Source organism: Pseudomonas sp. RC3H12, from assembly GCF_018596375.1.
Taxonomy (GTDB): domain Bacteria; phylum Pseudomonadota; class Gammaproteobacteria; order Pseudomonadales; family Pseudomonadaceae; genus Aquipseudomonas.
Genome location: NZ_CP075595.1, coordinates 1,971,024 through 1,993,001, shown reverse-complemented (window position 1 = coordinate 1,993,001; position 21,978 = coordinate 1,971,024). Strand labels below are relative to the sequence as shown.

Here is a 21,978-nt window from a genome sequence, read left to right as displayed (position 1 = left end):
CATGCGGTTCATTGTGTGTGTGGCATTGTTGGGCTGCCTGCTCAGCGGGCAGGTGCTGGCCGAGGGTTGCGACGTGGTCACCCGCTCGTCCAGCGAGGCGGTCAAGCCGGTACAGCAGCATACCTGCTACAGCTACGGCAACATGCCTGCCGAAGCGATTGCCTGGTCGTGCAGCAACGAGAGCAAGGAGATGCTCAACAGCCAGAAACGCAAGGTCGAGCGTTGCGCCGATGGCAGCGTGGGCAGCTGCATCGCCCCGCTGACCCAGGAAACCCTGGCCAATCCTGATGCCGCAGGGCGCGGCGAGCCCTCGACCCGGCCGGCCGTGCCCAAGGATGCGCGGATTATCACCTACTACTACGACACCCCAAGCCTGGGGCAGGCGCGCAGTGATTGCGAACGCAGCAATGGGATCTGGCAGACCCATTGACGCGAACGCGTGGGCCGTTGCCGTTGCCGATCAGAAGTCTACCCCGAAGCCCACTAGCGACAGCTGCGCCAGTGCAGGCGCCGCCCGTAACTTCGCGACTTCAGGAGGCCGAACGCAGGTCTTGCGGAGGGAGGTGACGGGCATGGATGCCCGTCAAGCGCTGCGCCCCAGGATGGGGCGTTCAGCGCGGTCCTCCCGGGAGCAAGGCCGGAGTGAGGGGACCCGGAGCGAAGCGGAGGGCCGGATGAATGGAGCGCACGGTTTTTGGTTCCTTTTTGCCACGACAAAAAGGAACTCGCCGTAAAGGCCATCCCTTTCAAGGTCTTTTGGTTTTGGCGGCCTTGATGACCCGATCCGTCGAAACATGAGCATGTACAGCGGTCCCTTGCACCCAGGCCTTCGCTTTGGGCACCTTGGGGCCTCGTGGGCTTTTCGCAACCTGTCTGGGCTGGATGTTTCTGGCCAGCTCCAGCAGGCGCTGAGCCAGGTTTTCCATCGGAACAACGGGCATGTACTCGGATGGCAGGGCAATCTGCATGCCTTCGTAACCCCCTCTGATCTGCACCGCCAAGTGATAGATCGAGGCTTCCCAATTCTCGGGCAAGGCATCGCGGTGAGCCTGTTCAACACTTCGCTTGAGCAAGGCCAGAACGTTGTATGCCAGCACGGCAGTGGTGAATCCAAGCAAGGCGGCTCGCGGACTGCCGAGGGTTTCAATTTCACTTTCCAGAATTGCTTCCAACCGCTGGAACATCCCTTCAATGCTCCAGCGGCGCCGATAGAAGTCTGCGATCTGTTGCGCACTGATGCTCTCGGGCAGGTTGCTCCAGAACATCAAGCTGTTATCACCTGAGTCGTTTGGTGAATGAAGCGTTAACTCGACACGTCGCCAGCGGTGCCCGCCTTTTACTTCGATGGATTGCTCGCGCACAGTGCCTGTGGCGACGGGCATCGGTGCTTGCCACTCACCTTCCTGGATCAAGCGTGGATGCTTGGCCTGCTGGCGAATGACAAATGATGTATTCACCTGTTCGCACGCCTCCATTACAGGCAGCGTGCAGTAGAGACGGTCAGCGATCCAAACCTGATTGGTCTTTGCTTCAGCCAGCAACGGCAAAACACAAACTCGTTCGCTTGCGTAGGCGTCCTCGCACGGCTGGAGGTCAATTACCTGATCCAGGTCGGGGTCGTAAACCACCACCGAAAACCCGGGGCGAGCCGCTCCGCGCTCTTGGCGCAGCGCGCCAAGACGCTTTTCGGTAGAGGCCAAGTGGCTGCCATCGACCACCCGAACTTGCCAATCAGGAAGCATGGCTGAGCAGCCCAACTCATGGATTGTCGGCGCCAAGCGCTGCGCGCAGCCTGTCACCAGAGCACGCAACAGGGCAGGTTCGGTTCGACTGATCTTGTCGTACAGAGCTGCCAGGCTGACGGGAAGGTCGTCCAGTTGTCTTGCCGCAGCATGCAGCGATGGCTTCAAGCCCAATGAAACAAGCGACATCAACTTGATAATGGTCGAGAACAGCAGCTCGCGAGAATACTGCCGTTGGCGGTGCTCCTCGAAAACCTGATCGACCCACTCCGGCGCAATGGCCTGCTCCAAGGCAAGTTTGGCCATTACGCTGGCGGGTGCTTTTTTCTCGAATCGCGCTAGTACATCAGCCCACATCGCTCGGGTCTTCCTGACTGGATTTCAGCGAATTCTACCGAAGACCTTGAAAGGGATGGCCGTAAAGGCGAAAAGGTGACTGTGCGTCGACATCGCAAATGAATGCACTTACAACTATAAAAACCGATACCGACTGACTTTGACTTTGACTTTGACTTTGACTTTGACTTTGACTTTGACTTTGAGATTAAACAATGTGTGTTTTGAAAGTTATATGCGCATTCATTTTCGACGGTGACGCATAATCACCTTTCCGCCCTTACGGCGGGTCCCTTTTTGAAGGATCAAAAAGGGACCAAAAAATCCTCGCTCCATTCATCCGGCCCCTACGCTTCGCTCCGGGGTCCCCTCACTCCGGCCTTGCTCCCGGGAGGACCGCGCTGAACGCCCCATCCTGGGGCGCAGCGCTTGACGGGCATCCATGCCCGTCACCTCCCTCCGCAAGACCTCCGTTCGGCCTCCTGAAGTCGCAATTTGTGTTGCCTGAACTATCGCGCACTTAGAAGCAAGAGCAAGAGCAAGAGCAAGAGCAAGAGCAAGAGCAAGAGCAAGAATTGAAGGCTTTAGTGTGGTGAAGGTATGTAATTGTAGTGGCCAGCAGCCCTATCGTCGAATTAATTAATGACAGGGCTGCTGTATATTGAATATCAAGGTGAAATAGGATCGCTCGCCGGAAAAGTCTCATCCAACGCGTTATCGACATTACTCTCTTTCGGCTGACTCACCTCCCCACATTTGCAATCCCCCATGCGACAAGGCTCACCATTACGGTGCCCCGTCGCACACGCTTCGCAGCAGTACGCCTTGCCATCCTGGACCACGGCATTGGCATCCACGGTGCAGGAACAGTGGTTGCAGGAACAACGTTGCTCGTTCATCAGCGTTCTCTCCGCTCGTCTTCAGGGGTGAGCTCGTCGGTCCATGGCTCGCCGTCCAACGGCGCCGAGCGGGCCAGTTCGGCCTCGTCCAGGCCGATGCCGCCACCGATCTCGTGCGCCTCGACATGACGCAGGGTCTGATCCGCCGGGCCGCCTGCCGTACCCGGCTCATGCGGATCGCGCGCACCGGTCTCGTCCAGCAGCGTGTCAGGGCTCAGGTCGTCGAGGGTGACATTGTCCTCGTGCAGGCTGTCACTCAGCGCCTCGCCACCGGTCATGCCACTTTCGGCAACGCGTCTGGGTGGATACTCCTCTTCCACCTCCCGCGCCGGTCGTTCGTCGCCAATCCGGCCCTGGCGCTCATCGCGGCGCTCGCTGAAATCCAGTTCATGGACACTGCCCATGCGGTCTTGCGTGTCGTCGATCTCGACTGCCGGTTTAGGGTCTCTGGGAATGGGCATGATCGCTCTCCGATTTGTGGGCTCATTCGGTCGACTCCCCCTGCCAGTCAATGATTCAGAGTTTCTGCAGGCAGCACCTGCCCACGCTTTTTTTGAACTCCGCCCAGCCCCCTCGCCTCCCAACCTAGAGACCCCGCGAACCGTTTCGGAGCCCGCCATGGCCAAGCCCCTGCTGGAGTACCAGCGCAAGCGCGACTTCAACGCCACGCCCGAGCCTGCCGGCAAGCGCGGCCGCACGGGCAAGGCCCATGCCTTGCAGTTCTGCATCCAGAAACACGACGCCAGCCACCTGCACTACGACTTTCGCCTGGAACTCGATGGCACCCTGAAAAGCTGGGCCATTCCCAAGGGCCCCTCGCTCGACCCCAAGGTCCGCCGCCTGGCGGTGCATGTGGAGGATCACCCGCTGGACTACGCCGACTTCGAAGGCAATATCCCCGAAGGCCACTACGGCGCCGGTGACGTGATCGTCTGGGATCGCGGTATCTGGGAGCCCGAGGGCGATCCACGCCAGGCCTACGCCAAGGGCAAGCTGCGCTTTCGTCTGCAGGGCGAGAAACTGTCGGGCGTCTGGAACCTGTTCCGCACCCACCTGGCCGGCAAGAAGGAGCAGTGGATGCTGGTCAAGTCCCACGATGGCCAGGCCCGCAGCGAAACCGACTACAGCATTGTCGAAGCCTTGCCGGACAGTGTGCTGAGCGACCGTACACTGCTGCCGCGCCAGCCGGCGAAAACAGCCACTGCCAACAAACGCAAGGCCAAGGCCAACCCCGTCGCCCTGCCGGACAAGCTCCAGCCGCAACTCGCCACCCTGGTCGATTCGCCGCCCAGCGGTGACTGGCACTACGAAGTCAAGTTCGACGGCTACCGCATCCTCGCCCGCATCGAAGGCGAGGATGTGCGCCTGTTCACCCGCAATGGCCACGACTGGAGTGCGAAGATGCCGCGTCAGGTCGAGGCCTTGAAAGCGCTAGGGCTTGATTCGGCCTGGCTCGATGGCGAGATGGTGGTGGTCGACGAACAGGGTGTGGCCGACTTCCAGGCTTTGCAGAACGCCTTCGACACCGAGCACGACGAACGCATCACCTATTACCTGTTCGACCTGCCGTACCTGGGTGGCGAGGACCTTCGCCCGCTACCCCTGCAGGCGCGACGTGCCACCCTGGCCCGACTGCTGGAAAGCACGCCGTCGGACCTCCTCAAGTTCTCCGCCGACTTCACCGAGCCTGTCGACTCGCTGCTCGACAGCGCCTGCCGCCTCAAGCTCGAAGGCCTGATCGGCAAGCGCGCCGACAGCCCCTACGTGGGCCGGCGCAGCGGTGATTGGGTCAAGCTCAAGTGCAAGCAGCGCCAGGAGTTCGTGATCGTCGGCTACACCGACCCCAAAGGCAGCCGCAACGCCTTCGGTGCCCTGCTGCTAGCCCTGCACGACACCGACAGCGGCCAGCTGCGCTATGCCGGCAAGGTCGGCACCGGATTCAGCGCCACCACGCTGGACAGCCTGCATGCGCGCCTCAAACCCCTGGAAGTCGACAAGCCGGCCTTGCCCAAGCCGCCCCGCGGCGCCGACACCCGTGGCGTGCACTGGCTCAAGCCGCAACTGCTGGCCGAAGTCGCCTACGCCCAGATGACCCGCGAAGGCATCGTGCGCCACTCGGTGTTCCACGGCCTGCGCGACGACAAACCCGCCACCGCCATCGACCTGGAGCGAGCCATGCCCGCCAAGCGCGCCGCGCAGCCACCCGCCGAGCCCCACGGCAGCCTGCGCCTGACCCACCCCGACCGCGTGGTCGACGCCAGCACCGGCACCACCAAGCGCCAGGTCGCCGAGTACTACGCCCAGGTCGCCGACTGGCTGCTGCCGCAGCTCAAGGACCGTCCCGTGGCGCTGGTGCGCGCACCGGACGGACTGGGTGGCGAACTGTTCTTCCAGAAGAATGCCGGCCAGCTGCACATCCCGGCTGTGCGCAGCTACAGCAAGGCGCAGGCCGGCCAGGCGGCGATGGTGCTCAACCGCGCCGACAGCCTGTTGGGCGCGGTGCAGATGAACATGCTCGAACTGCACACCTGGAATGCCACCGACAAGGATTTCGACAAGCCCGATCGCTTCGTCCTCGACCTCGACCCCGATCCGGCACTGCCCTGGAAAGCCATGCTCGAAGCGACCCAACTGACCCTCACCCTGCTCGATGAGCTGGGCCTGAAGGTGTTCCTCAAGACCAGTGGCGGCAAGGGCATGCACCTGGTGGTGCCGCTGACCCGCCGCGCCGGTTGGGACGAGGTGAAGGACTTCAGCCATGCCCTCGTCGAGCATATGGCGGGCCTGTTCCCGGATCGGCTCAGCGCCGTCTCCGGGCCCCGTAACCGGGTCGGGCGGATCTTCATCGACTACCTGCGCAACGGCAAGGGCGCCACCACGGTCGCGGCGTATTCGCTGCGTGCCCGCGAGGGGCTGCCGGTGTCGGTGCCGATCTGGCGCGAAGAGCTGACCCAGCTCAAAGGCGCCAACCAGTGGCACGTCGGCAATCTGCAGGCGCGGCTGGCCGAGGTGGACGACCCTTGGGCGGACATGGCCAAGACCCGGCAGTCCATCACCGTGCGCATGCGCAAACAGCTGGGCATCGACTGAGGCCAAGGGGAACGTATTCATGAGCATCATCCAGGACTTCGACCTGACCAACCTCGACCGCCTGCTGCGCCGCTTCGGCGCCCGACCGCAGGCCATCGACCTCGACACCTTGCTGCCGGAGCTGCTGCAGGCCATGCAGGCCGACCACCTCGACCTGTTGCCCCTGCCCGGCCAGGGCCAGACCCTCAAGCGCTGGCAGACGCTCGCGCGGGTAGCCGGTTGCGACCTGACCCTGGCCAAGCTCTATGAAGGCCATACCGATGCCTTGGCGATCCTGGCCGAATGCGGTGCCGCCCACCACGCCCAGGACGGGATCTGGGGCGTGTGGGCCGCAGAGCCGCCGGATGCCCGTGCCCGTATCGTCGAGCGGCACGACGGGCAGGTACGTCTGCAAGGGCGCAAGGCCTGGTGCTCGGGCGCGCTGCAGATCGACCGGGCACTGATAACTGCATGGGAGAATGACCAGCCGCAGCTGGTGGCCATCGAGTTGTCGCACCCCAGCCAGCGCATCCAGGCCGACCAGTGGCAGGCGGTGGGCATGGCCACCACCACCAGCGTCAGCATCGAATTCGACGACACGCCCGGGCTGGCCGTCGGCCTGCCCGGCCAGTACCTGGCACGTCCTGGTTTCTGGCATGGCGGCGCCGGCATCGCCGCGTGCTGGTACGGCGCGGCCGAGGCACTGGCCGACTACCTGCGCGAGCATTGCCGCATGCCTCGGCCCGATCCGCACGCCGATGCCCATCTGGGAGCGGTGGATGCTGCCTTGTACGGCGCCCGCGCCGCGCTTCGCGAATGCGCCGCCTGGATCGACCAGCAGCCCCATGCCGACGCCAGCTTCGAAGTGCGCCGCGCCCGCGCCCAGGTCGAACAGGCGGTCGAGCAGGTGATCCGCCATGTCGGCAGGGCGCTGGGTGCCACGCCCTTCTGTCGCAGCAGTCATTTCGCCCGGCTCAGCGCCGACCTGCCGGTCTACCTGCGCCAGAGCCATGCCGAACGCGACCTGGCCGAACTGGGCAGGCAAGTGACCGGCATGCCGGCGGGAGCCTGGCAGCTATGAGCGAGAACCGTATCCAGTCGGCTGCCGGCACCCCTTGGCGCGACTGGCAGCAATCCGCGCACCTGGCCCGCGCCAAGTGGCTCAAGCCCGAACAGGTCTGTCCGTCCGGCCGGCGCCTGGTGTTGCTGGCCCCCCACCCGGACGATGAAATCCTCATGGCCGGCGGACTGCTGGCCGGTTTCCACGGGCGCGAGCAGGACCTAGTGCTGATTTCCGCCACCAACGGCGAAGGCAGCCATCCCCATTCCGCCCACTGGACCGAGCACCGTCTGCGCCACCAGCGCCCCCAGGAAAGCCGGCACGCCCTGCAACAGCTTGATCTGGACCTCAACCGCCTGGACTGGCGGCGCCTGAACCTCAAGGACGGCGCCCTGCCCCGCGATGAAGCTTTCCTGGCCAACTACCTGGAGCAACTGCTCGAACCGGACGACCTGCTGCTGACCACCTGGCGCGGTGACGGCCACTGCGACCACGAGGCGGCCGGCCGCGCTGCTGCCCAGGCGGCCCAGGCACGCCGGGTACAACTGGCCGAGGTCCCGGTGTGGGCGTGGCATTGGGCCACGCCCGATGACCCGCGCCTGCCCTGGCCCCAGGCCCATCGGGTACAGCTCGACGACACCCGCCTGGCGCGCAAACGCCAGGCCTTGGCCGCCCACGCCAGCCAGTTGCAGCCAGACGGGGAGCATCCTCCGGTGCTGCCCGTCACCCTGCAGACCTGCCTGTTGCAGCCTTTCGAACTGGTCTTCCTGTAATGGAGTCGCCATGAGCCTCGACGCGCAGTATTTCGCCGACCTGTATGCCGGCAACGACGATCCCTGGGCCTTTCGCACCCGCTGGTACGAACGTCGCAAGCGCGACCTGGCGATGGCCAGCCTGCCCAGCCAGTGGTACGGCCGGGTGTTCGAGCCGGCCTGCGCCAACGGCGAGCTGAGCGTGCTGCTGGCCGAGCGCTGCGCCAGCCTGCTGTGCCAGGACATCGACGCCACTGCCGTCAGGCTGGCCCGGCAACGCCTGGCAGGGGTCGATCATGCCCGCGTCGAACAGGGGCACCTGCCGGGCGATTGGCCGGGCGGGCAGTTCGACCTGGTCGTGCTCAGCGAGATCGGCTACTACCTCGACCCCACCGACTGGTTGCAGGTGATTGAACAGTCCGTGGCCTGCCTGGCTGGCGACGGCGGATTGCTGGCCTGCCACTGGCGCCATCCGATTGCCGGCTGCCCCCAGGACGGCGGCCAAGTGCACGCCCTGCTGGCCAGGCACCTGCCGCTGTATCCGCAGTTGCGCCATGAGGAGGCGGACTTCCTGCTCGAGTACTGGTCGTGCCAGCCCCGGGTGGTCGACCTGGACGAGACTTGCCCATGATCGCGGTGATCATTCCCGCCCATAACGAGGCCCGGCGCCTCGGACACTGCCTGAAGGCCGTGCGGGTGGCAGCTGCGCGGGCCGAAGCCGCGGGCCTGGAGGTCGAGGTGCTGGTGGTGCTCGATCGCTGTACCGATGCCAGCGCGCGCATCGCCAGGCGCCATGGCGTGCACACGCTGGCGCTGGAGGCCGGCAATGTCGGCATTGCCCGGCGCCTGGGGGCGGCGTGGATGATCGAGCGCGGCGCCCAGTGGCTGGCATTCACCGATGCCGACAGCCGCGTGCCTGGCCACTGGCTGCTGTCGCAGCTGCAATGGCATGCCGACGCGGTGTGCGGCACAGTGCATATCGAGCGCTGGCAACCCTGGCAGGGTGCCGCCTTGCGCCAGCTTTACCACAGCCGCTACCAGGCAACGGAAGGCCACCGGCATATACACGGTGCCAACCTTGGGGTGTGCGCCAAGGCCTATGCCAAGGTCGGCGGTTTCCAGCCGCTGCCGGCCCACGAGGATGTGCAACTGGTACTGGCACTGGAAGCCATCGGCGCGCAGATTGTCTGGACCGCCAGGCACAGCGTGGCGACCAGCAGCCGTCGGGACAGCCGGGCGCGGCAGGGATTCGGCGATTACCTCAGCGGATTGGAAGGCCAGATCCCGTAGACCGGCGCTCGGATCACGATGCCTTGCGTGGGCGCTTGGCCGCAGGCTTCTTCGCCTTGCTCTTGCCACCCAGGCTGCGCTTGAGCAGCTCGGTAAGGTCGATGATGTCCGCGCCCTTCTCCGCCCTGGCGCCCTCGCCTTTCTCCACTGTCTCGATCTTGCCCTTGCTGGCCTTCTCCTCCACCAGGTCGAGGATGGTCTGGCGGAACGCGTCGTGGTAGTCATCGGGCTTCCACGGCCCGCTCATGTCCTCGACCAGGCGTTTGGCCATGTCCAGCTCGCGCTTGTCGACCTTGCTGTCGGTCACGCTCTTGTCCAGTTCCAGTGTCTCCAGGCCCCGCACTTCCTCCGGCCAGCGCAAGGTGATCATCACCAGCGCCTCGTCGAGCGGGCGCAGCAGCGCCAAGTGCTGGCGGGTGTGCAGCACCACCGTGGCCAGGGCCACCTTGCCGGTGCTGGCCAGAGTCTCGCGCAGCAACGCGTAGACCTTGCCGCCCCGGCGGTCCGGGCTCAGGTAATACGGCGTGTCGACCTGTTGCAGGGGGATTTCCCCGGCTTCGACGAACGAGAAGATATCGATGGTCTGGGTCGCCTCTGGCCGGGCCTTGCGGATTTCCTCCTCGCTGATCACCACGTAGCGGCCCTTCTCGTACTCCACGCCCTTGACGATGTTTTCCTTGTCGATTTCCTTGCCGGTGACCTTGTTCACCCGCTTGTAGCCAACTGGCTCCATGCTGCGCTTGTCCAGCCAGTCGAAATCCACCCGCTCGCTGCGCACCGCGGTGTTGAGGGACACCGGGATGTGCACCAGACCGAAACTGATCGCGCCTTTCCAGATCGCCCTGGCCATGGTTGGCTCCTAAGTGTTCGGGGTCAGGCCGGGCTGGCTGTAACGCAGCGCACCGCAGCGTTCGCAGCAGTGGCATTGCAGCCCGGCGACTTCATGGAACAACAGGCTGCGCCATTGGCAGCCACGCAGCAGGCAGACGAGTTTCATCAGCCACCTCCTTGGCCCACATCGACGGGGCGCTTACAAGGACTGACTGCGCGGCGCGCGGAAGGTTTATTCGGCTTTGCCCTACGGCAGCGGATTGCCCCCGGTGACGCCGAAAATCTCGCCGGTGATGTAGCTCGATTCCTGGCTGGCCAGCAGCACGTACAACGGCGCGCACTCGGCGGGCTGGCCCGGGCGTTTCATCGGCGTGTGCCCGCCGAAGTCGGGGATCTTCTCCGGTGGCTGCCCGCCACTGGGCTGCAGCACGGTCCAGATCGGCCCGGGGGCCACCGCGTTGACCCGGATGCCGCGCTCGATCACCTGCTTGGCCAGGGCCTTGGTGAAGGCGACGATGGCGGCCTTGGTGGTGGCATAGTCGAGCAACGTGGCCGATGGTTGGTAGGACTGTATCGACGCGGTGTTGATGATGGTCGCCCCGGCCGGCATCAGCGGCACGGCGGCCTGACACAGCCAGAACAGCGCGTAGACGTTGGTCTTCAGCGTATGGTCGAACTGCTCGTGGGTGATCTGCCCGATATCCTTGCGTGCTTCCTGCTTGCCGGCGACATTCACCAGGATGTCGAGACCGCCGAGCCGTTCGTGGGCCTGGTCGACCAGCTGGCCGCAGAAGCGCGGATCCTTCAGGTCGCCGGGCAACGCCACGGCCTTGCGCCCCTCGGCCTCGATAAGCTGCACCACTTCGCGGGCGTCGCGCTCCTCGGTCGGCAAATAATTGAGGGCGATGTCGGCGCCCTCCCGGGCGAAAGCAATGGCCACGGCCCGGCCGATACCCGAATCGGCGCCGGTGATCAGGGCGCGCCGGCCGGCCAGACGGCCGAAGCCCTTGTAGGTGGTTTCGCCGTGGTCGGGCTTGGGTTGCATGTGCGCATCCAGGCCTGGGGCCGGTTGATGCTGGGCGGGGAATGGCGGATGCGGATATTGGGTCAGGGGGTTCTGCAGGGTGAACTGGTCCTGGGGCTTGCGGGGCATCGGCTGGACTCCTTCGGGTAATGGCTGGGTAAGGTCTGGCGCGGGGCAAGCCCGCATACAGGTGCTGTTCGTCACGTGGAAGCGGTCTGGCACCGTACGAGGACCACACAAGTTTCGAGGCAACCGGCTGATGGATGGTTTGCTCAAGCTGGGCCCGGCGCCGACAGATGGTCGTCCATCACCTGCCTGAGCACGTTGCGCATTGCCAAACGCTCATCCAGGCCTTGCTCGCGGGCCAACCCATAGGCCTGGCGCTGGCGATCGGCACTGCTGCCGTCGCGCAGAATGCGCCGGGCGTGCAGGAAAGAACGCTCGGCATCGGCAGTGTCGGCCGGGCATTGCGTCTGTAACTGCGTCAGCCAGACTTCGGCATTCACCGGCTGCTGGTCATGAACACCAATGAAGGTGGCAAGACGGCCATGACGCATGGCGCGCCAGTAGTTCTCCTGGGTGATCCAGCGCATTTCACGGCTGGCGGCGCCAGCGTGCCGCCGCAGCGCATGCTCGACGAGATGGCGAAACAGGCCGGCGATGGCCAAGGCTTCCTCCAGCCGCGGACAGCCGTCGCAGATGCGCAATTCGACGGTCGGAAAACGCCGCGAAGGTCTGATCGCCCACCAGAAGTCGCCGTCCTCGGCCAACGTGCCGCTGCGTTGCAACAGCGCGCGATAACGCTCGTAGGCGCTCCAGTCCGGCAGCGGTTCCGGCAGGCCCATGTGCGGCCACTCTCCGCACACCACGCGGCGGTAGCTCATGTAGCCGGTGTCCTGGCCGCACCAGTAGGGAGATGAGGTGCTGAGCGACAACAGCAAGGGCAGCCAGCACAGGACCCGGTTGATCACCTGCATGCGATCCAGGCCCGGTGGCACCCCGACATGCACGTGCAGGCCGTTCAACAGGCTGCGCCGGGCCACCAGCCGGTAGTCGTCGAACAACTGCCGAAAGTGCGGCGTTGCGCGTGGATGCTGGCGCAGCCAGTGGGCGCTGGGGTGGCTTGCCGCACAGTACAGACCAGCCCCCTCGGCGGCCAGCGCCTGGCTCAGGCGCTGGCGTTGCTCGGTAAAGAAGGTGCGGGCCTGGTGCAGCGTCTCGAACACCGGCGAGGCCAGCTCGATCTGGCTGCGGAACATCTCTTCGGCGAAACACGGCCCCAGCACCTCACGGCACAGACGGATCAGTGCCGTCGACGGCGAGGACAGCACCCGGCCACTGTCCAGCGCCACCAGCAGGTACTCCTCCTCGATGCCGAACGTGCAGGGCCGCCCCATGCGTTCATCCGCCGCGACGGGTGACGGTCAGGGCCACGGCGGCAATGCGCTCGACCTGTTCATAGCCGGGCTCGAGCAACTGCTCGCCGAACACGTCCGGATCCAGCTCCCGGTAGTGCCAGCTCAAGTCAGGGCCGGCCAGGCGCAGGCGGACCGCTTCGAGCAACGCATCGCGCCCTTCGACGATCGCCACCCCGGTGTACAGCAGCAATGTGCCGCCCGGTGTCAGGCGCTCACAGGCCTGTTCGACGATACGCAGCGACAGGTCGGCGCCGAGCGCCCCGCCGCCGTGGCGGTAGACGCGCTGGCTGGCATCGAGCATATAGGGCGGGTTGGCGACGATCAGGTCGAAGGTGCCGGTGATGCCCGTGAGCAGGTCGCTGGGCTCGACCGACACATTGGCCAGCCCGGCCAGGGCGGCGTTGACGGCGGTGTAGCGCAGCGCCAGCGGATTGATGTCCAGCGCGCTGACCTGCGCATGGCGTGCGGCCCGGGCAATCAGCAAAGCGCCGATGCCGCTGCCGCAGCCGATATCGACGGCGTGCTGCACGCGCCGGGGGCTGCGCCGCAGGTGATCCTCGATCAACTGGGCGAAGCGGTAGCTGTCCGGCCCGAAGAACACCGCGTCGCTGCTCTCCGTCGGCCAGGCCGAATGCACCAGCAACAGGTCATCCAGGCTCGACCAGCGCACTCGGCTGCGCCACAGCTCGCCGTGCGCCTCCAGCACGCCGGCCGTGCCCAGTTGTTCCAGCTCGTCGGCACTGATCAGCGAAGCCGGGAACGGCCGGCTCCAGCCGAATACATCTCGCAGCGTGCACGCGCGCTGGGCCTGAGGTCGGGCATTGACCCGCGCCTGGGTCGCCGGGGTGACGCAGGTGAAACGGTAGCCGTCGGCATGCAGCCTGCGGCCCAGTTGCAACAAAGCCTCGTCGGCACGGATTTGCTTCTGGTCAAGTTGCATCACCGCGGCCCTCCCTGGAACAGCCCGGTGGCAGCGATGTAGTCGCGTGTGGCACGCAGGCCCGTGGGTTCTGCGTGCCGGTTACCGGCCATGGCCTCGATCAGCGTGGCGATCTCCGAGGCTTGGGCCCGGCCGGGCGCCTCCGCCTGCAGGGCCAACGCCTGCTCCCACTGCCCGGGCGGCACACGGCGAGGCCCGGCCCCTTGCCAGCTACCGGCGATCCAGTCATGCCACAGCTGTTTCTCGTAGGCGCTGAACACGCCGAACATTGCCGCGCCGGGGCCGTCGATCAGTGACCAGAAGCGGCTCTGCATCGGGTCGCTGTCACGCTTGATCCAGCCCTGGGCTTGCAGGGCCTCCAGGAACCCGGCCATCGCCCCCGGCTCGGCAAGCCACTGGTTGATGGTCCGCCCTTGCAGGCGGCAGCGATCGGAATGCATGAACTGGCCGAACACGCGCTTGCGCTCCAGCGCGGCGAGCAGTTCGCCCTGCAGGTCGAAGCTGGCGATCAGCGAAGGTGTGTCGAGGCCCAGGTCGTTGAGCCGGTAGCCGTGCCTGACACGCGCATAGAAATCTTCATCGCCCGCTGGCGCCAACATCCGCAGGCTCTCCAGCGAACGCCGGGCATGGCCGCTGGCGGCGTTGTCGATGGTCACGTGCAACTGGAAGTAGTGGGCGTCGATACCCAACTCGGCCAGCTCATGGGTGGTGACCAGCAGGTGCAGCGGTGGCTGCTCATATCCCAGGTTGTAGCCGATCACCTCGGGCAGGAAGCGCTCGCAGTGCTGGCCGAGGGCCAATTGCACGGTGCCTTGCATGAATCGCGAAGGCTCAAGTGGCAGCCCTTGCAAGCACCCCAGGCGGCTGAGCAGACGCTGGTAGATCAGCACATGGTTGCAGCGTGGGTCGCCGTCGCCCAGTTCTTCGAGAAAAGTGCGGATCAATCCGTGGTAACGAGGGTCGCGCCAGTGCCGCAGGGTACCGTGCAGCCAGGCGCCGTCGACCGCCTTGGTCGGCGCGACCTGCTGCAGGAACCACAAGGCTTGGGCGCGGGTGGCGAAATAGCGCCGGGGCGCTCCTTCACGCCGCTGCCGCAGGTAATGCGCATGGTCGTGGGCGACCTGGGCGGCATGGTGTTCGGCCCATTGGGGCAACAGGTGCGGCTCCTCCGGCAGGTCGTCTTCCCTGGTACGAACACGGCGCAGTTGTGTTTCCAGCCAGTCCTCGGCGGTGGCATCGCGTCCCGCCAGCAACGCCTGGTAGCGATGCGCTACCTCATCAGTCATGTCGTGCCTGGCTTGCGAACGCACGCCGTCACGGATCATCGCCACCATGCCGGTCACCTCGCGTTATGGATTCTGGGGCTTGGTTTCGGGGGACGGGTTGCTGGTCGGGGAATCGGGTTGCTGCATCTGCAGCGAGGGCTTGCTCGGGTCGGCGTCTTTCGCCGGATGGTCATTGTCGCGGTCGAAGCAGCCAGCCAGCAGGCCCAGGCTACCCAACAGGCAAATCAGAGGTGCGATACGCATGGGAACCTCCTGGTGGGGTGTGCGCGGTGCCAGGCGAACCCGGCACCGCGTGCCCTCACTTACGAGCGGCCGCCCTTGTGGCCGGACTCGCTCTGGCGATTGCCGCCGCCGGAGCTCTGCCCGCCCTTGCGACCGGCTTCGGACGCTTTTTCGCGGTCATTGGCGAAATTGCCTGGGTTCTTCGTTCCACCCTGGCTGCCGGTCTTGTTGGCGTCCTGCTTGTTGGTGTCCTGGCGACCGGTCATGTTGCTGTCTTTGTTGGCCATGGTTGCAAAAACCTCGTGTGGCTAAGGGTTGCACGGCGAGGTGCCGTACATGGATTGGGAGTACGGCGATAAAGAGGGATTCGGATTATTCCGAGCGGATCGGACCGGTGGCGCTAAACAAGCGGCGACGGTGTATTTGGGGCGCAAGCGGATCCCCGGTGGGCAGACATTGCGTTGACCCCCGGCAGATATCTGGCATACTTCGCCAACCTACCGGTCGGTAGGTTACTATTTTGCTTGCACGGACTTTCGCTCATGCCCGCTTCACATTTCCGCTTCGCCGCCTCCCTCGCCCTGATCGGCGCTCTTGGCCCGTCTGCCATCGACATGTACCTGGCCAGCCTGCCGGAGATGGCCCGCGACTTCGCCACCGGCTATACCCAGGTTCAGCTGACGCTGACCGTGTTCCTGCTGGCCATGGGCGCCGGGCAACTGCTGTTCGGGCCACTGGTGGATGCCTTGGGGCGGCGTCGCCCGCTGCTCGCCGGCCTGCTGGTGTTCTGCATCGCCTCCCTGGCCGCGGCGGCCGCGCCGTCGCTGGACGCGCTGCTGGTGGCGCGCCTGGTGCAGGGCCTGGCCAGCGCGCTGACGTTGGTGGTGATCATGAGCATGGTCCGCGACAGCGCCGATGGCGCACGGGCGGCACAGATCTTCGCCCTGCTGATGACCATCGAGGGTCTGGCGCCGATCCTCGCCCCGGCCCTGGGCGGAGTGATCGACGCGGCCTATGGCTGGCGGGCAATCATGCTGGTGCTGGCCGGCCTCGGCCTGCTGACCCTGGTCAATTCGGCCATGACGCTCGATGAAACCCTGCCGCCGGCGCATCGGGTGCGCCTGGCACCGGCGACGGTATGGCGTACCTACGTCCGCATCGCCGCCGACGGCGCTTTCCTGCGCCCGGCCCTGGCCCTGTCGGCGGTGTTCTTCTTCCTGTTCGCCTACATCGCCGGCTCGGCCTATGTGTACCAGCAGCACTTCGGCCTCTCCAGCACGCACTTCGGCCTGCTGTTCGGCGGCTGCGGCGTTGCCATCCTGCTCGGCGCGGCGCTGTCCGGCTATTGCGTCAGCCGGCACGGCGTGGCCCAGGTGGCCGGGTGGGGGGCGCTGTGCATGGGGGCCGGCGCAGCACTGGCGGTGATTGCCGGCCTGTCTGGCGCAGGCCTGCCGCTGCTGCTGGCGGGCGTGGTGCTGGCGCTGTTCGGCCTGGGGGTTTGCGAGGCCACCTTGATGGCCCTGGCGATGTCATCGCAGCAGCGCGATGTCGGCTCGACGGCGGCCCTGCTCGGCGCGCTGCAACTGGTGATCTCGTCCAGCGCCACGCCCCTGGCCGGGCACCTGGCCACCCTGGGCCCGCTGGCCTGGGCCTGGTTACTGGCGGCGGCGGCCGTGGTCATCGTCGGTTTGACCCGCGCCGCCGTGGCAAAGACAATCAGCGCCTCGTCCTGCAGCGTCAACCCGGAGTGACCGCCTTGAAAGCCCTGACCCCATCCGCCGCGCGTATCTGCGAGCATGCCGTGGAGCATTTCGCCGAGCACGGCTACGACGGCTCGTCGCTGAACGAGATCGCCGCCCTGGCAGGCATGCGCAAAGCCTCGCTGTACGCCCACTTCGCCAACAAGGACGCGTTATTCGTGTGCGCCTTCGAACGGGCCCTGGCCGACGAAACCGCCTACGTCGAGGCGGGCTTCGGCCATGAAGCGGCAGGCCGCGAGGCGCCGGGGCACTGGCATCCGCTGCACCTGGCCGAGCGCTACGCGGCGTCGGCCAACCTGCGCTTCGTGCTGCGCAGTGCATTCCTGCCGCCGGCACCGGTCCGCTCGATCGTCACCAGCGGCTTCGAGGCGTACCTGGAGCGGATCCGCCTGGGCTTCTGCCAGGCCCTGCTCGACCGGCATGCCTGGGCCCGCAGTGATGGCAACAAGCTGGAGCTGTATGGCGATGCCTACCTGGGGATCATCGACAGCCTGCATGTGGAGCTGCTGTACGCGCCCCCGGCGGTTTATGCGCGGCGGGCAGCGTCGTTGCTGAAAATTCTCGATGATTCGCTGCAATTGGCTGGACAGTAAACCATGGGGTTGCTGTGCAACCCCTCGCCGGCAAGCCGGCTCCCACAATGTCCGCGCCAACTGCCAACCCTGTGGGAGCCGGCTTGCCGGCGATGGGCCGCACAGCGGCCCCCTTGATTTCAGGGCCTGACCTTCTTCAGCTCGTTCAACAACCCCATCAACTGCTCCAGCTTGTCCGCGCCGAACTGGCGCTGGATTTCTTGGTAGTTGCGCTCCATCTCCTCGCTCATCGCCAGGAACGCCTGCTGCCCGCGCACGGTCAGGCTGATGAAGATGCGCCGCTGGTCTTCCGGCGACTTGCGCCGCGCCACCAGGCCGTCGCGCTCCAGGCGCTTGAGCACGCCGCTCATGCTCGGCTTGAGGATGCAGGCCTGGTCGGCCAGCTGGTGGCTTTCCAGCTCGCCCTGCTGGCGCAGGATACGGATCACCCGCCATTGCTGCTCGGTCAGGTCGTGGGCATTCAGGGCCGGGCGGAAGAACGCCATGGTCGCTTCGCGGGCCTGCAGCAGGGTCAAGGTCAGGGAGGGTCTTGGTTGGGTCATCAGGATCAAGGGCTGTTTTATTAAGATATTAATAAAGTGAAATACATTTTCACCCGGGCTGTCCAGCCCTGTGAAAAGTACCAGCGTTCCTGGCAATCACCCATTCCCGCGATGCCTTCCCCGTAGCACGATCTGCCGACAGCCCACCGCCCGGACCCGTCGCCGCATGTCAACGCAACCCCGCCTGGCGCTGGCGGTACTCACCCGGCGTCATCTGCGCATGGCGCTGGAAGAAGCGGCTGAAGTACGCCGGGTCCTTGAACCCCAGGCGGTAGCAGATCTCGTTGGCCGAGCCGCCGGTGTACAGCAGCAAGCGCCGCGCCTCCTGCATCAGCCGCTCGAACACCAGGCGCTTGGACGGCAGGTCGGCCATGCGCCGGCATACGTCGTTCAGGCGCGCCTCGGTCACGCCCAGGGCCGCCGCGTAGGCCGGCAGGGTCCAGTGGTCGAGGTAGTGGCGCTCGATCAGTTCGTTGAAACGGTGGAACAGCTGCAGGTCCTCGTGCCGCGCGGGCGTGGCCTCCAGCGAATTGGCGCACAGGCGCAACAGGCTGATCATCACCAGGCGGGCCAGGTCCTGCACGGCGGTGCCCTGCCCGGCCTGGCCATGGCCCAGTTCGCCGCCCAGCAGGTCGAACAGCTGCTCCAGGCGCTGCACCTCCTCGGCCGCCGCCCCCCGCAGATGACCGAGCGCGACACATGCCGGCTGCAGGCGTGGGCCAAGCGCAAGCCCAGGCTCGGCCTGCAGCAGTTGCCAGACCAGTTGCTGGCGCACGGTCAGCACATGGCCGTCGGCATCGGGCTCGGTGACGAAAGCATGGGGAATGGTGGGTGGGGTGAGGAAGAACATCGGACCGGACTCGTGGTAACGCTGCTCGTCCAGGTACACCCGCACGCTGCCGGTCTTCACGTAGTGCACCTGGAAGAAACGGTCGTGCCGGTGCACCGGCATGTTGCGGCCGAAGAATCCGGCCAGGTTGCCCAGCCGGTCGTAATGCACCTCGCTGTCGCTGTAGCGCTGGTCGTAGACCTGACCGATGTTGATGTTGGGGATCGGCTGTCGTTCTTTCATTGTTGTTCTCGCAGCGGTGAAACGCGCCGGGGGGAAATCATCCTAGCACCACCGACCAGCGGCGAATGCCTTGACGATCGTTAACATATTAAATATAACGTTAACACATTAACAAAAACACCAAGAAGCGTCCCGTCCGCTTCGCCCACCGCAGGAGAAATGCATGAGCCGTGCCTTGCACGAGGTCGCCAGCGGCAGCCTGTTCGGCGTCGCCCTTAACTACCAGGGCCTGCTGCAACAGCATCTGGCGTCCTTCCACGAAGCGCCGTACCAGCAACCGCCGGTCAAGCCGGTGCTGTTCATCAAGACGCCCAACACCCGCAACGGTCACGCCCAGCCAGTGACCTACCCCTCGGCAGTCGAACGCCTGCAAGCGGGCCCTGCACTGGGCGTGGTCATCGGCAAGGACGCCAGTCGCGTCAGCCTGGACAACGCCCTGGACCACGTGGCGGGCTACACCATCGTCAACGAGTTCAGCCTGCCCGAAGACAGTTACTACCGCCCGGCGGTCAAGGCCAAATGCCGCGACGGTTTCTGCCCGCTCGGCCCGCAACTGGTGCCGCCCACGCAGGTCGGCAACCCCGACGCGCTGGGCATTCGCCTGTGGGTCAACGGTGAGCTGCGCCAGCAGAACAACACCGCCAACTGCGTGCGCGGCGTGGCCCGGCTGATCGCCGAGATCAGCGAGTTCATGACCCTGCATGCCGGCGACGTGCTGATCACCGGCACCCCGGAAGGCCGTGTCGATGTGCTGCCCGGCGACCAGGTGACGGTCGAGATCGACGGCCTCGGCCAGCTGACCAACCCCATCGTCGCCGAACAAGGACTCGTCCCATGAAGCACGCCCGTATCCAGTTCGACGGCCAGGTCCACGCGGTCACCGTCGAAAACGACCAGCGACTGCGCCTGGCCGATGGCCGTGTGGTCGACGCCGACCAGGTCACCTGGCTGCCGCCGGCCAGCGGTAGCATGTTCGCCCTGGGCCTGAACTACGCCGACCATGCCGCCGAGCTGGCCTTCACCCCGCCCACCGAACCGCTGGCCTTCGTCAAGTCGCCCGGCACCTACACCGGGCACAACCAGGTCAGCTGGCGCCCGGACAACGTCAAGTACATGCACTACGAGTGCGAACTGGTGGCGGTGATCGGCAAGCCGGCGCGCAACGTCAAGCGTGAGGATGCCCTCGACTACCTGGCCGGCTACACGGTGTGCAACGACTACGCCATCCGCGACTACCTGGAGAACTACTACCGCCCCAACCTGCGGGTGAAGAACCGTGACGCCACCACCCCGGTAGGCCCGTGGATCGTCGACGCCGCCGATGTGCCGGATCCGTCGAACCTGACCCTGCGCACCTGGATCAACGGCGAGCTGAAACAGCAAGGCACCACGGCCGACATGATCTTCGACATCCCCTACCTGATCGAATACTTCTCCAGCTTCATGACCCTGCAACCCGGCGACATGATCGCCACCGGCACCCCGGAAGGCCTGGCCGACGTGGTCCCGGGCGACGAGGTGGTGGTGGAAGTGGAAGGCGTCGGCCGCCTGGTCAACCGGATCGTCAGCGAAGCCGAGTTCTTCGCCCGCAACGCACAAGAGGCAACAGCATGATCAAGCACTGGATCGATGGCCGCGAAGTCGAGAGCCGCGACACCTTCGTCAACTACAACCCGGCCACCGGCGAGGCCATCGGCGAAGTCGCCAGCGGCGGCGCCGAGGAAGTCGCCCTGGCCGTGGCCGCGGCCAAGCAAGCCTTCCCGAAATGGGCCAATACACCGGCCAAGGAGCGCGCGCGCCTGATGCGCCGCCTGGGTGAGCTGATCGAGCAGAACGTGCCGCAGCTGGCCGAACTGGAAACCCTGGACACCGGCCTGCCGATCCACCAGACGCGCAACGTGCTGATCCCCCGCGCCTCGCACAATTTCGACTTCTTCGCCGAGGTGTGCACACGTATGGACGGCCACAGCTACCCGGTGGACGACCAGATGCTCAACTACACGCTCTACCAGCCGGTTGGAGTGTGCGCGCTGGTGTCGCCCTGGAACGTGCCGTTCATGACCTCCACCTGGAAGACCGCGCCGTGCCTGGCGCTGGGCAATACCGCGGTGCTGAAGATGAGCGAACTGTCGCCGCTGACCGCCAATGAGCTGGGGCGCCTGGCGGTCGAGGCCGGCATCCCCAATGGCGTGCTCAACGTCATCCAGGGCTACGGCGCCACCGCCGGCGATGCCCTGGTGCGTCACCCGGACGTGCGCGCCATCTCCTTCACCGGCGGCACCGCCACCGGCCGGAAGATCATGCAGACGGCCGGCCTGAAAAAGTACTCGATGGAACTGGGCGGCAAATCGCCGGTACTGATCTTCGAGGACGCCGACCTCGAGCGTGCGCTGGACGCTGCCTTGTTCACCATTTTCTCGCTCAACGGCGAGCGCTGCACCGCCGGCAGCCGCATCTTCATCCAGGAGAGCGTGTACCCGCAGTTCGTCGCCGAGTTCGCCGCCCGTGCCAAGCGCCTCATCGTCGGTGACCCGACCGACCCGAAGACCCAGGTCGGCTCGATGATCACCCAGCAGCACTACGACAAGGTCACCGGCTACATCCGCATCGGCCTGGAAGAAGGCGCGCGCCTGCTGGCCGGTGGCCTGGAACGCCCGGCCGGATTGCCGGCGCACCTGGCCAAGGGGCAGTTCATCCAGCCGACGGTGTTCGCCGATGTGAACAACAAGATGCGCATCGCCCAGGAAGAGATCTTCGGCCCGGTGGTGTGCCTGATCCCGTTCAAGGACGAGGCCGAGGCGCTGCAACTGGCCAACGACACCGAGTACGGCCTGGCCTCGTACATCTGGACCCAGGACATCGGCAAGGCCCACCGCCTGGCCCGTGGCATCGAGGCCGGGATGGTGTTCATCAACAGCCAGAACGTGCGCGACCTGCGCCAGCCGTTCGGCGGTGTCAAGGGCTCGGGCACCGGCCGCGAAGGCGGGCAATACAGCTTCGAGGTCTTCGCCGAGATCAAGAACGTGTGTATATCCATGGGTAGCCATCACATTCCGCGCTGGGGGGTGTAACGCGGGGCTGCTGAGCAGCCCATCGCCGGCAAGCCGGCTCCCACAGGGATCACCGCACACTGTAGGAGCCG

23 protein-coding genes and 1 pseudogene are annotated in these 21,978 nt (G+C 65.6%); 11 read left to right on the top strand and 13 right to left on the bottom strand.

The window, feature by feature from the left end; translation table 11 throughout:
• The first annotated feature begins 1 nt into the window (after position 1).
• A complete protein-coding gene (locus tag KHO27_RS09175) occupies positions 2-430 on the top strand; it encodes a hypothetical protein (protein WP_102682058.1) in 429 nt (142 codons plus the stop codon).
• 316 nt (positions 431-746) lie between these two features.
• Here the strand turns inward: KHO27_RS09175 and KHO27_RS09170 are convergent, their stop codons facing one another.
• From KHO27_RS09170 to KHO27_RS09160, 3 genes are all read right to left on the bottom strand, one after another.
• Complete coding sequence (locus tag KHO27_RS09170) at positions 747-2,048, bottom strand: IS4-like element ISPpu8 family transposase (protein ID WP_214500505.1); 1,302 nt, start codon at positions 2,046-2,048, stop codon at positions 747-749.
• A gap of 698 nt (positions 2,049-2,746) precedes the next feature.
• Positions 2,747-2,977 carry a metallothionein gene (locus tag KHO27_RS09165; protein ID WP_081941252.1) on the bottom strand — a complete coding sequence of 77 codons (231 nt, stop codon included), beginning with the start codon at positions 2,975-2,977 and terminating at the stop codon, positions 2,747-2,749.
• Positions 2,977-3,438: a phosphotransferase system, HPr-related protein gene (locus KHO27_RS09160; RefSeq protein ID WP_110704305.1), complete on the bottom strand. Its 462-nt coding sequence runs from the start codon at positions 3,436-3,438 to the stop codon at positions 2,977-2,979. The genes KHO27_RS09165 and KHO27_RS09160 overlap by 1 nt, the downstream gene beginning before the upstream one ends.
• Before the next feature lie 157 nt (positions 3,439-3,595).
• Between KHO27_RS09160 and ligD the strand changes: the two genes are divergently transcribed.
• The 5 genes from ligD to KHO27_RS09135 are packed head-to-tail and all read left to right on the top strand — an operon-like array spanning position 3,596 to position 9,148.
• A complete protein-coding gene (gene ligD, locus KHO27_RS09155; protein WP_214501651.1) occupies positions 3,596-6,067 on the top strand; it encodes a DNA ligase D in 2,472 nt (823 codons plus the stop codon).
• A gap of 19 nt (positions 6,068-6,086) precedes the next feature.
• Entirely contained in the window at positions 6,087-7,127 is a 1,041-nt protein-coding gene (locus KHO27_RS09150) for an acyl-CoA dehydrogenase family protein (protein WP_110704300.1), read from the top strand.
• Positions 7,124-7,879: a PIG-L deacetylase family protein gene (locus KHO27_RS09145; RefSeq protein ID WP_110704299.1), complete on the top strand. Its 756-nt coding sequence runs from the start codon at positions 7,124-7,126 to the stop codon at positions 7,877-7,879. Before KHO27_RS09150 ends, KHO27_RS09145 begins: the two co-directional genes overlap by 4 nt.
• Before the next feature lie 10 nt (positions 7,880-7,889).
• Entirely contained in the window at positions 7,890-8,489 is a 600-nt protein-coding gene (locus tag KHO27_RS09140) for a class I SAM-dependent methyltransferase (RefSeq protein WP_110704297.1), read from the top strand.
• Positions 8,486-9,148, top strand: a complete 663-nt coding sequence (locus tag KHO27_RS09135; protein ID WP_038706113.1) for a glycosyltransferase — start codon at positions 8,486-8,488, stop codon at positions 9,146-9,148. Before KHO27_RS09140 ends, KHO27_RS09135 begins: the two co-directional genes overlap by 4 nt.
• A 13-nt stretch (positions 9,149-9,161) precedes the next feature.
• Here the strand turns inward: KHO27_RS09135 and ku are convergent, their stop codons facing one another.
• The 8 genes and pseudogenes from ku to KHO27_RS26540 form a co-directional block, all read right to left on the bottom strand.
• Entirely contained in the window at positions 9,162-9,998 is an 837-nt protein-coding gene (gene ku / locus KHO27_RS09130) for a non-homologous end joining protein Ku (protein ID WP_214501650.1), read from the bottom strand.
• A 9-nt stretch (positions 9,999-10,007) separates the two neighbouring features.
• Positions 10,008-10,145 carry a PSPA7_2676 family Cys-rich small protein gene (locus KHO27_RS09125; RefSeq protein ID WP_173862482.1) on the bottom strand — a complete coding sequence of 46 codons (138 nt, stop codon included), beginning with the start codon at positions 10,143-10,145 and terminating at the stop codon, positions 10,008-10,010.
• 81 nt (positions 10,146-10,226) lie between these two features.
• Positions 10,227-11,132: an SDR family oxidoreductase gene (locus KHO27_RS09120; RefSeq protein ID WP_111532327.1), complete on the bottom strand. Its 906-nt coding sequence runs from the start codon at positions 11,130-11,132 to the stop codon at positions 10,227-10,229.
• 143 nt (positions 11,133-11,275) lie between these two features.
• Positions 11,276-12,400 carry a carboxylate-amine ligase gene (locus tag KHO27_RS09115; RefSeq protein ID WP_111532328.1) on the bottom strand — a complete coding sequence of 375 codons (1,125 nt, stop codon included), beginning with the start codon at positions 12,398-12,400 and terminating at the stop codon, positions 11,276-11,278.
• A gap of 4 nt (positions 12,401-12,404) precedes the next feature.
• The gene (locus KHO27_RS09110) at positions 12,405-13,361 is read right to left on the bottom strand and encodes a methyltransferase (RefSeq protein WP_110704289.1); all 957 of its coding nucleotides are present in this window, start codon (positions 13,359-13,361) and stop codon (positions 12,405-12,407) included.
• On the bottom strand, positions 13,361-14,695 hold the full coding sequence (locus tag KHO27_RS09105) for an iron-containing redox enzyme family protein (RefSeq protein WP_214501649.1): 1,335 nt from the start codon (positions 14,693-14,695) through the stop codon (positions 13,361-13,363). The genes KHO27_RS09110 and KHO27_RS09105 overlap by 1 nt, the downstream gene beginning before the upstream one ends.
• 15 nt (positions 14,696-14,710) lie before the next feature.
• Complete coding sequence (locus KHO27_RS09100; protein ID WP_110704285.1) at positions 14,711-14,890, bottom strand: hypothetical protein; 180 nt, start codon at positions 14,888-14,890, stop codon at positions 14,711-14,713.
• Between the two features lie 59 nt (positions 14,891-14,949).
• Positions 14,950-15,072: pseudogene (locus KHO27_RS26540) on the bottom strand (con-10 family general stress protein); the annotation flags it as partial.
• A 339-nt stretch (positions 15,073-15,411) separates the two neighbouring features.
• On the opposite strand from KHO27_RS26540, the gene KHO27_RS09090 reads away from it, so the two are divergent.
• Together KHO27_RS09090 and KHO27_RS09085 are read left to right on the top strand one after the other, a co-directional pair.
• On the top strand, positions 15,412-16,620 hold the full coding sequence (locus KHO27_RS09090; protein WP_214501648.1) for a multidrug effflux MFS transporter: 1,209 nt from the start codon (positions 15,412-15,414) through the stop codon (positions 16,618-16,620).
• A gap of 5 nt (positions 16,621-16,625) precedes the next feature.
• Positions 16,626-17,222: a TetR/AcrR family transcriptional regulator gene (locus tag KHO27_RS09085; protein ID WP_214501647.1), complete on the top strand. Its 597-nt coding sequence runs from the start codon at positions 16,626-16,628 to the stop codon at positions 17,220-17,222.
• A gap of 119 nt (positions 17,223-17,341) precedes the next feature.
• On the opposite strand, the gene hpaR is transcribed toward KHO27_RS09085, so the two are convergent.
• Together hpaR and hpaA are read right to left on the bottom strand one after the other, a co-directional pair.
• Positions 17,342-17,764: a homoprotocatechuate degradation operon regulator HpaR gene (gene hpaR, locus KHO27_RS09080; protein WP_023632900.1), complete on the bottom strand. Its 423-nt coding sequence runs from the start codon at positions 17,762-17,764 to the stop codon at positions 17,342-17,344.
• A gap of 169 nt (positions 17,765-17,933) precedes the next feature.
• Positions 17,934-18,836 carry a 4-hydroxyphenylacetate catabolism regulatory protein HpaA gene (gene hpaA, locus KHO27_RS09075; RefSeq protein WP_102685341.1) on the bottom strand — a complete coding sequence of 301 codons (903 nt, stop codon included), beginning with the start codon at positions 18,834-18,836 and terminating at the stop codon, positions 17,934-17,936.
• Positions 18,837-18,999: 163 nt separating this feature from the next.
• On the opposite strand from hpaA, the gene KHO27_RS09070 reads away from it, so the two are divergent.
• Genes KHO27_RS09070 through hpaE form a run of 3 tightly spaced genes read left to right on the top strand, consistent with a single transcriptional unit; the run spans position 19,000 to position 21,907 of the window.
• Entirely contained in the window at positions 19,000-19,674 is a 675-nt protein-coding gene (locus KHO27_RS09070) for a fumarylacetoacetate hydrolase family protein (protein ID WP_111532331.1), read from the top strand.
• Positions 19,671-20,450 (top strand): fumarylacetoacetate hydrolase family protein, encoded by a 780-nt coding sequence (locus KHO27_RS09065; protein WP_110704279.1) that lies wholly within the window; start codon positions 19,671-19,673, stop codon positions 20,448-20,450. Before KHO27_RS09070 ends, KHO27_RS09065 begins: the two co-directional genes overlap by 4 nt.
• The gene (gene hpaE, locus KHO27_RS09060; protein WP_111532333.1) at positions 20,447-21,907 is read left to right on the top strand and encodes a 5-carboxymethyl-2-hydroxymuconate semialdehyde dehydrogenase; all 1,461 of its coding nucleotides are present in this window, start codon (positions 20,447-20,449) and stop codon (positions 21,905-21,907) included. Before KHO27_RS09065 ends, hpaE begins: the two co-directional genes overlap by 4 nt.
• Positions 21,908-21,978 lie beyond the last annotated feature (71 nt).

What these genes read in the sequence shown, in the direction of transcription:
- KHO27_RS09175 (WP_102682058.1), top strand. Translation starts at nt 2, where the DNA reads ATGCGGTTCATTGTGTGTGTGGCATTGTTGGGCTGCCTGCTCAGCGGG.
- KHO27_RS09170 (WP_214500505.1), bottom strand. Translation starts at nt 2,048, where the DNA reads ATGGCCAAACTTGCCTTGGAGCAGGCCATTGCGCCGGAGTGGGTCGAT.
- KHO27_RS09165 (WP_081941252.1), bottom strand. Translation starts at nt 2,977, where the DNA reads ATGAACGAGCAACGTTGTTCCTGCAACCACTGTTCCTGCACCGTGGAT.
- KHO27_RS09160 (WP_110704305.1), bottom strand. Translation starts at nt 3,438, where the DNA reads ATGCCCATTCCCAGAGACCCTAAACCGGCAGTCGAGATCGACGACACG.
- ligD (WP_214501651.1), top strand. Translation starts at nt 3,596, where the DNA reads ATGGCCAAGCCCCTGCTGGAGTACCAGCGCAAGCGCGACTTCAACGCC.
- KHO27_RS09150 (WP_110704300.1), top strand. Translation starts at nt 6,087, where the DNA reads ATGAGCATCATCCAGGACTTCGACCTGACCAACCTCGACCGCCTGCTG.
- KHO27_RS09145 (WP_110704299.1), top strand. Translation starts at nt 7,124, where the DNA reads ATGAGCGAGAACCGTATCCAGTCGGCTGCCGGCACCCCTTGGCGCGAC.
- KHO27_RS09140 (WP_110704297.1), top strand. Translation starts at nt 7,890, where the DNA reads ATGAGCCTCGACGCGCAGTATTTCGCCGACCTGTATGCCGGCAACGAC.
- KHO27_RS09135 (WP_038706113.1), top strand. Translation starts at nt 8,486, where the DNA reads ATGATCGCGGTGATCATTCCCGCCCATAACGAGGCCCGGCGCCTCGGA.
- ku (WP_214501650.1), bottom strand. Translation starts at nt 9,998, where the DNA reads ATGGCCAGGGCGATCTGGAAAGGCGCGATCAGTTTCGGTCTGGTGCAC.
- KHO27_RS09125 (WP_173862482.1), bottom strand. Translation starts at nt 10,145, where the DNA reads ATGAAACTCGTCTGCCTGCTGCGTGGCTGCCAATGGCGCAGCCTGTTG.
- KHO27_RS09120 (WP_111532327.1), bottom strand. Translation starts at nt 11,132, where the DNA reads ATGCCCCGCAAGCCCCAGGACCAGTTCACCCTGCAGAACCCCCTGACC.
- KHO27_RS09115 (WP_111532328.1), bottom strand. Translation starts at nt 12,400, where the DNA reads ATGGGGCGGCCCTGCACGTTCGGCATCGAGGAGGAGTACCTGCTGGTG.
- KHO27_RS09110 (WP_110704289.1), bottom strand. Translation starts at nt 13,361, where the DNA reads ATGCAACTTGACCAGAAGCAAATCCGTGCCGACGAGGCTTTGTTGCAA.
- KHO27_RS09105 (WP_214501649.1), bottom strand. Translation starts at nt 14,695, where the DNA reads ATGGTGGCGATGATCCGTGACGGCGTGCGTTCGCAAGCCAGGCACGAC.
- KHO27_RS09100 (WP_110704285.1), bottom strand. Translation starts at nt 14,890, where the DNA reads ATGCGTATCGCACCTCTGATTTGCCTGTTGGGTAGCCTGGGCCTGCTG.
- KHO27_RS09090 (WP_214501648.1), top strand. Translation starts at nt 15,412, where the DNA reads ATGCCCGCTTCACATTTCCGCTTCGCCGCCTCCCTCGCCCTGATCGGC.
- hpaR (WP_023632900.1), bottom strand. Translation starts at nt 17,764, where the DNA reads ATGACCCAACCAAGACCCTCCCTGACCTTGACCCTGCTGCAGGCCCGC.
- hpaA (WP_102685341.1), bottom strand. Translation starts at nt 18,836, where the DNA reads ATGAAAGAACGACAGCCGATCCCCAACATCAACATCGGTCAGGTCTAC.
- KHO27_RS09070 (WP_111532331.1), top strand. Translation starts at nt 19,000, where the DNA reads ATGAGCCGTGCCTTGCACGAGGTCGCCAGCGGCAGCCTGTTCGGCGTC.
- KHO27_RS09065 (WP_110704279.1), top strand. Translation starts at nt 19,671, where the DNA reads ATGAAGCACGCCCGTATCCAGTTCGACGGCCAGGTCCACGCGGTCACC.
- hpaE (WP_111532333.1), top strand. Translation starts at nt 20,447, where the DNA reads ATGATCAAGCACTGGATCGATGGCCGCGAAGTCGAGAGCCGCGACACC.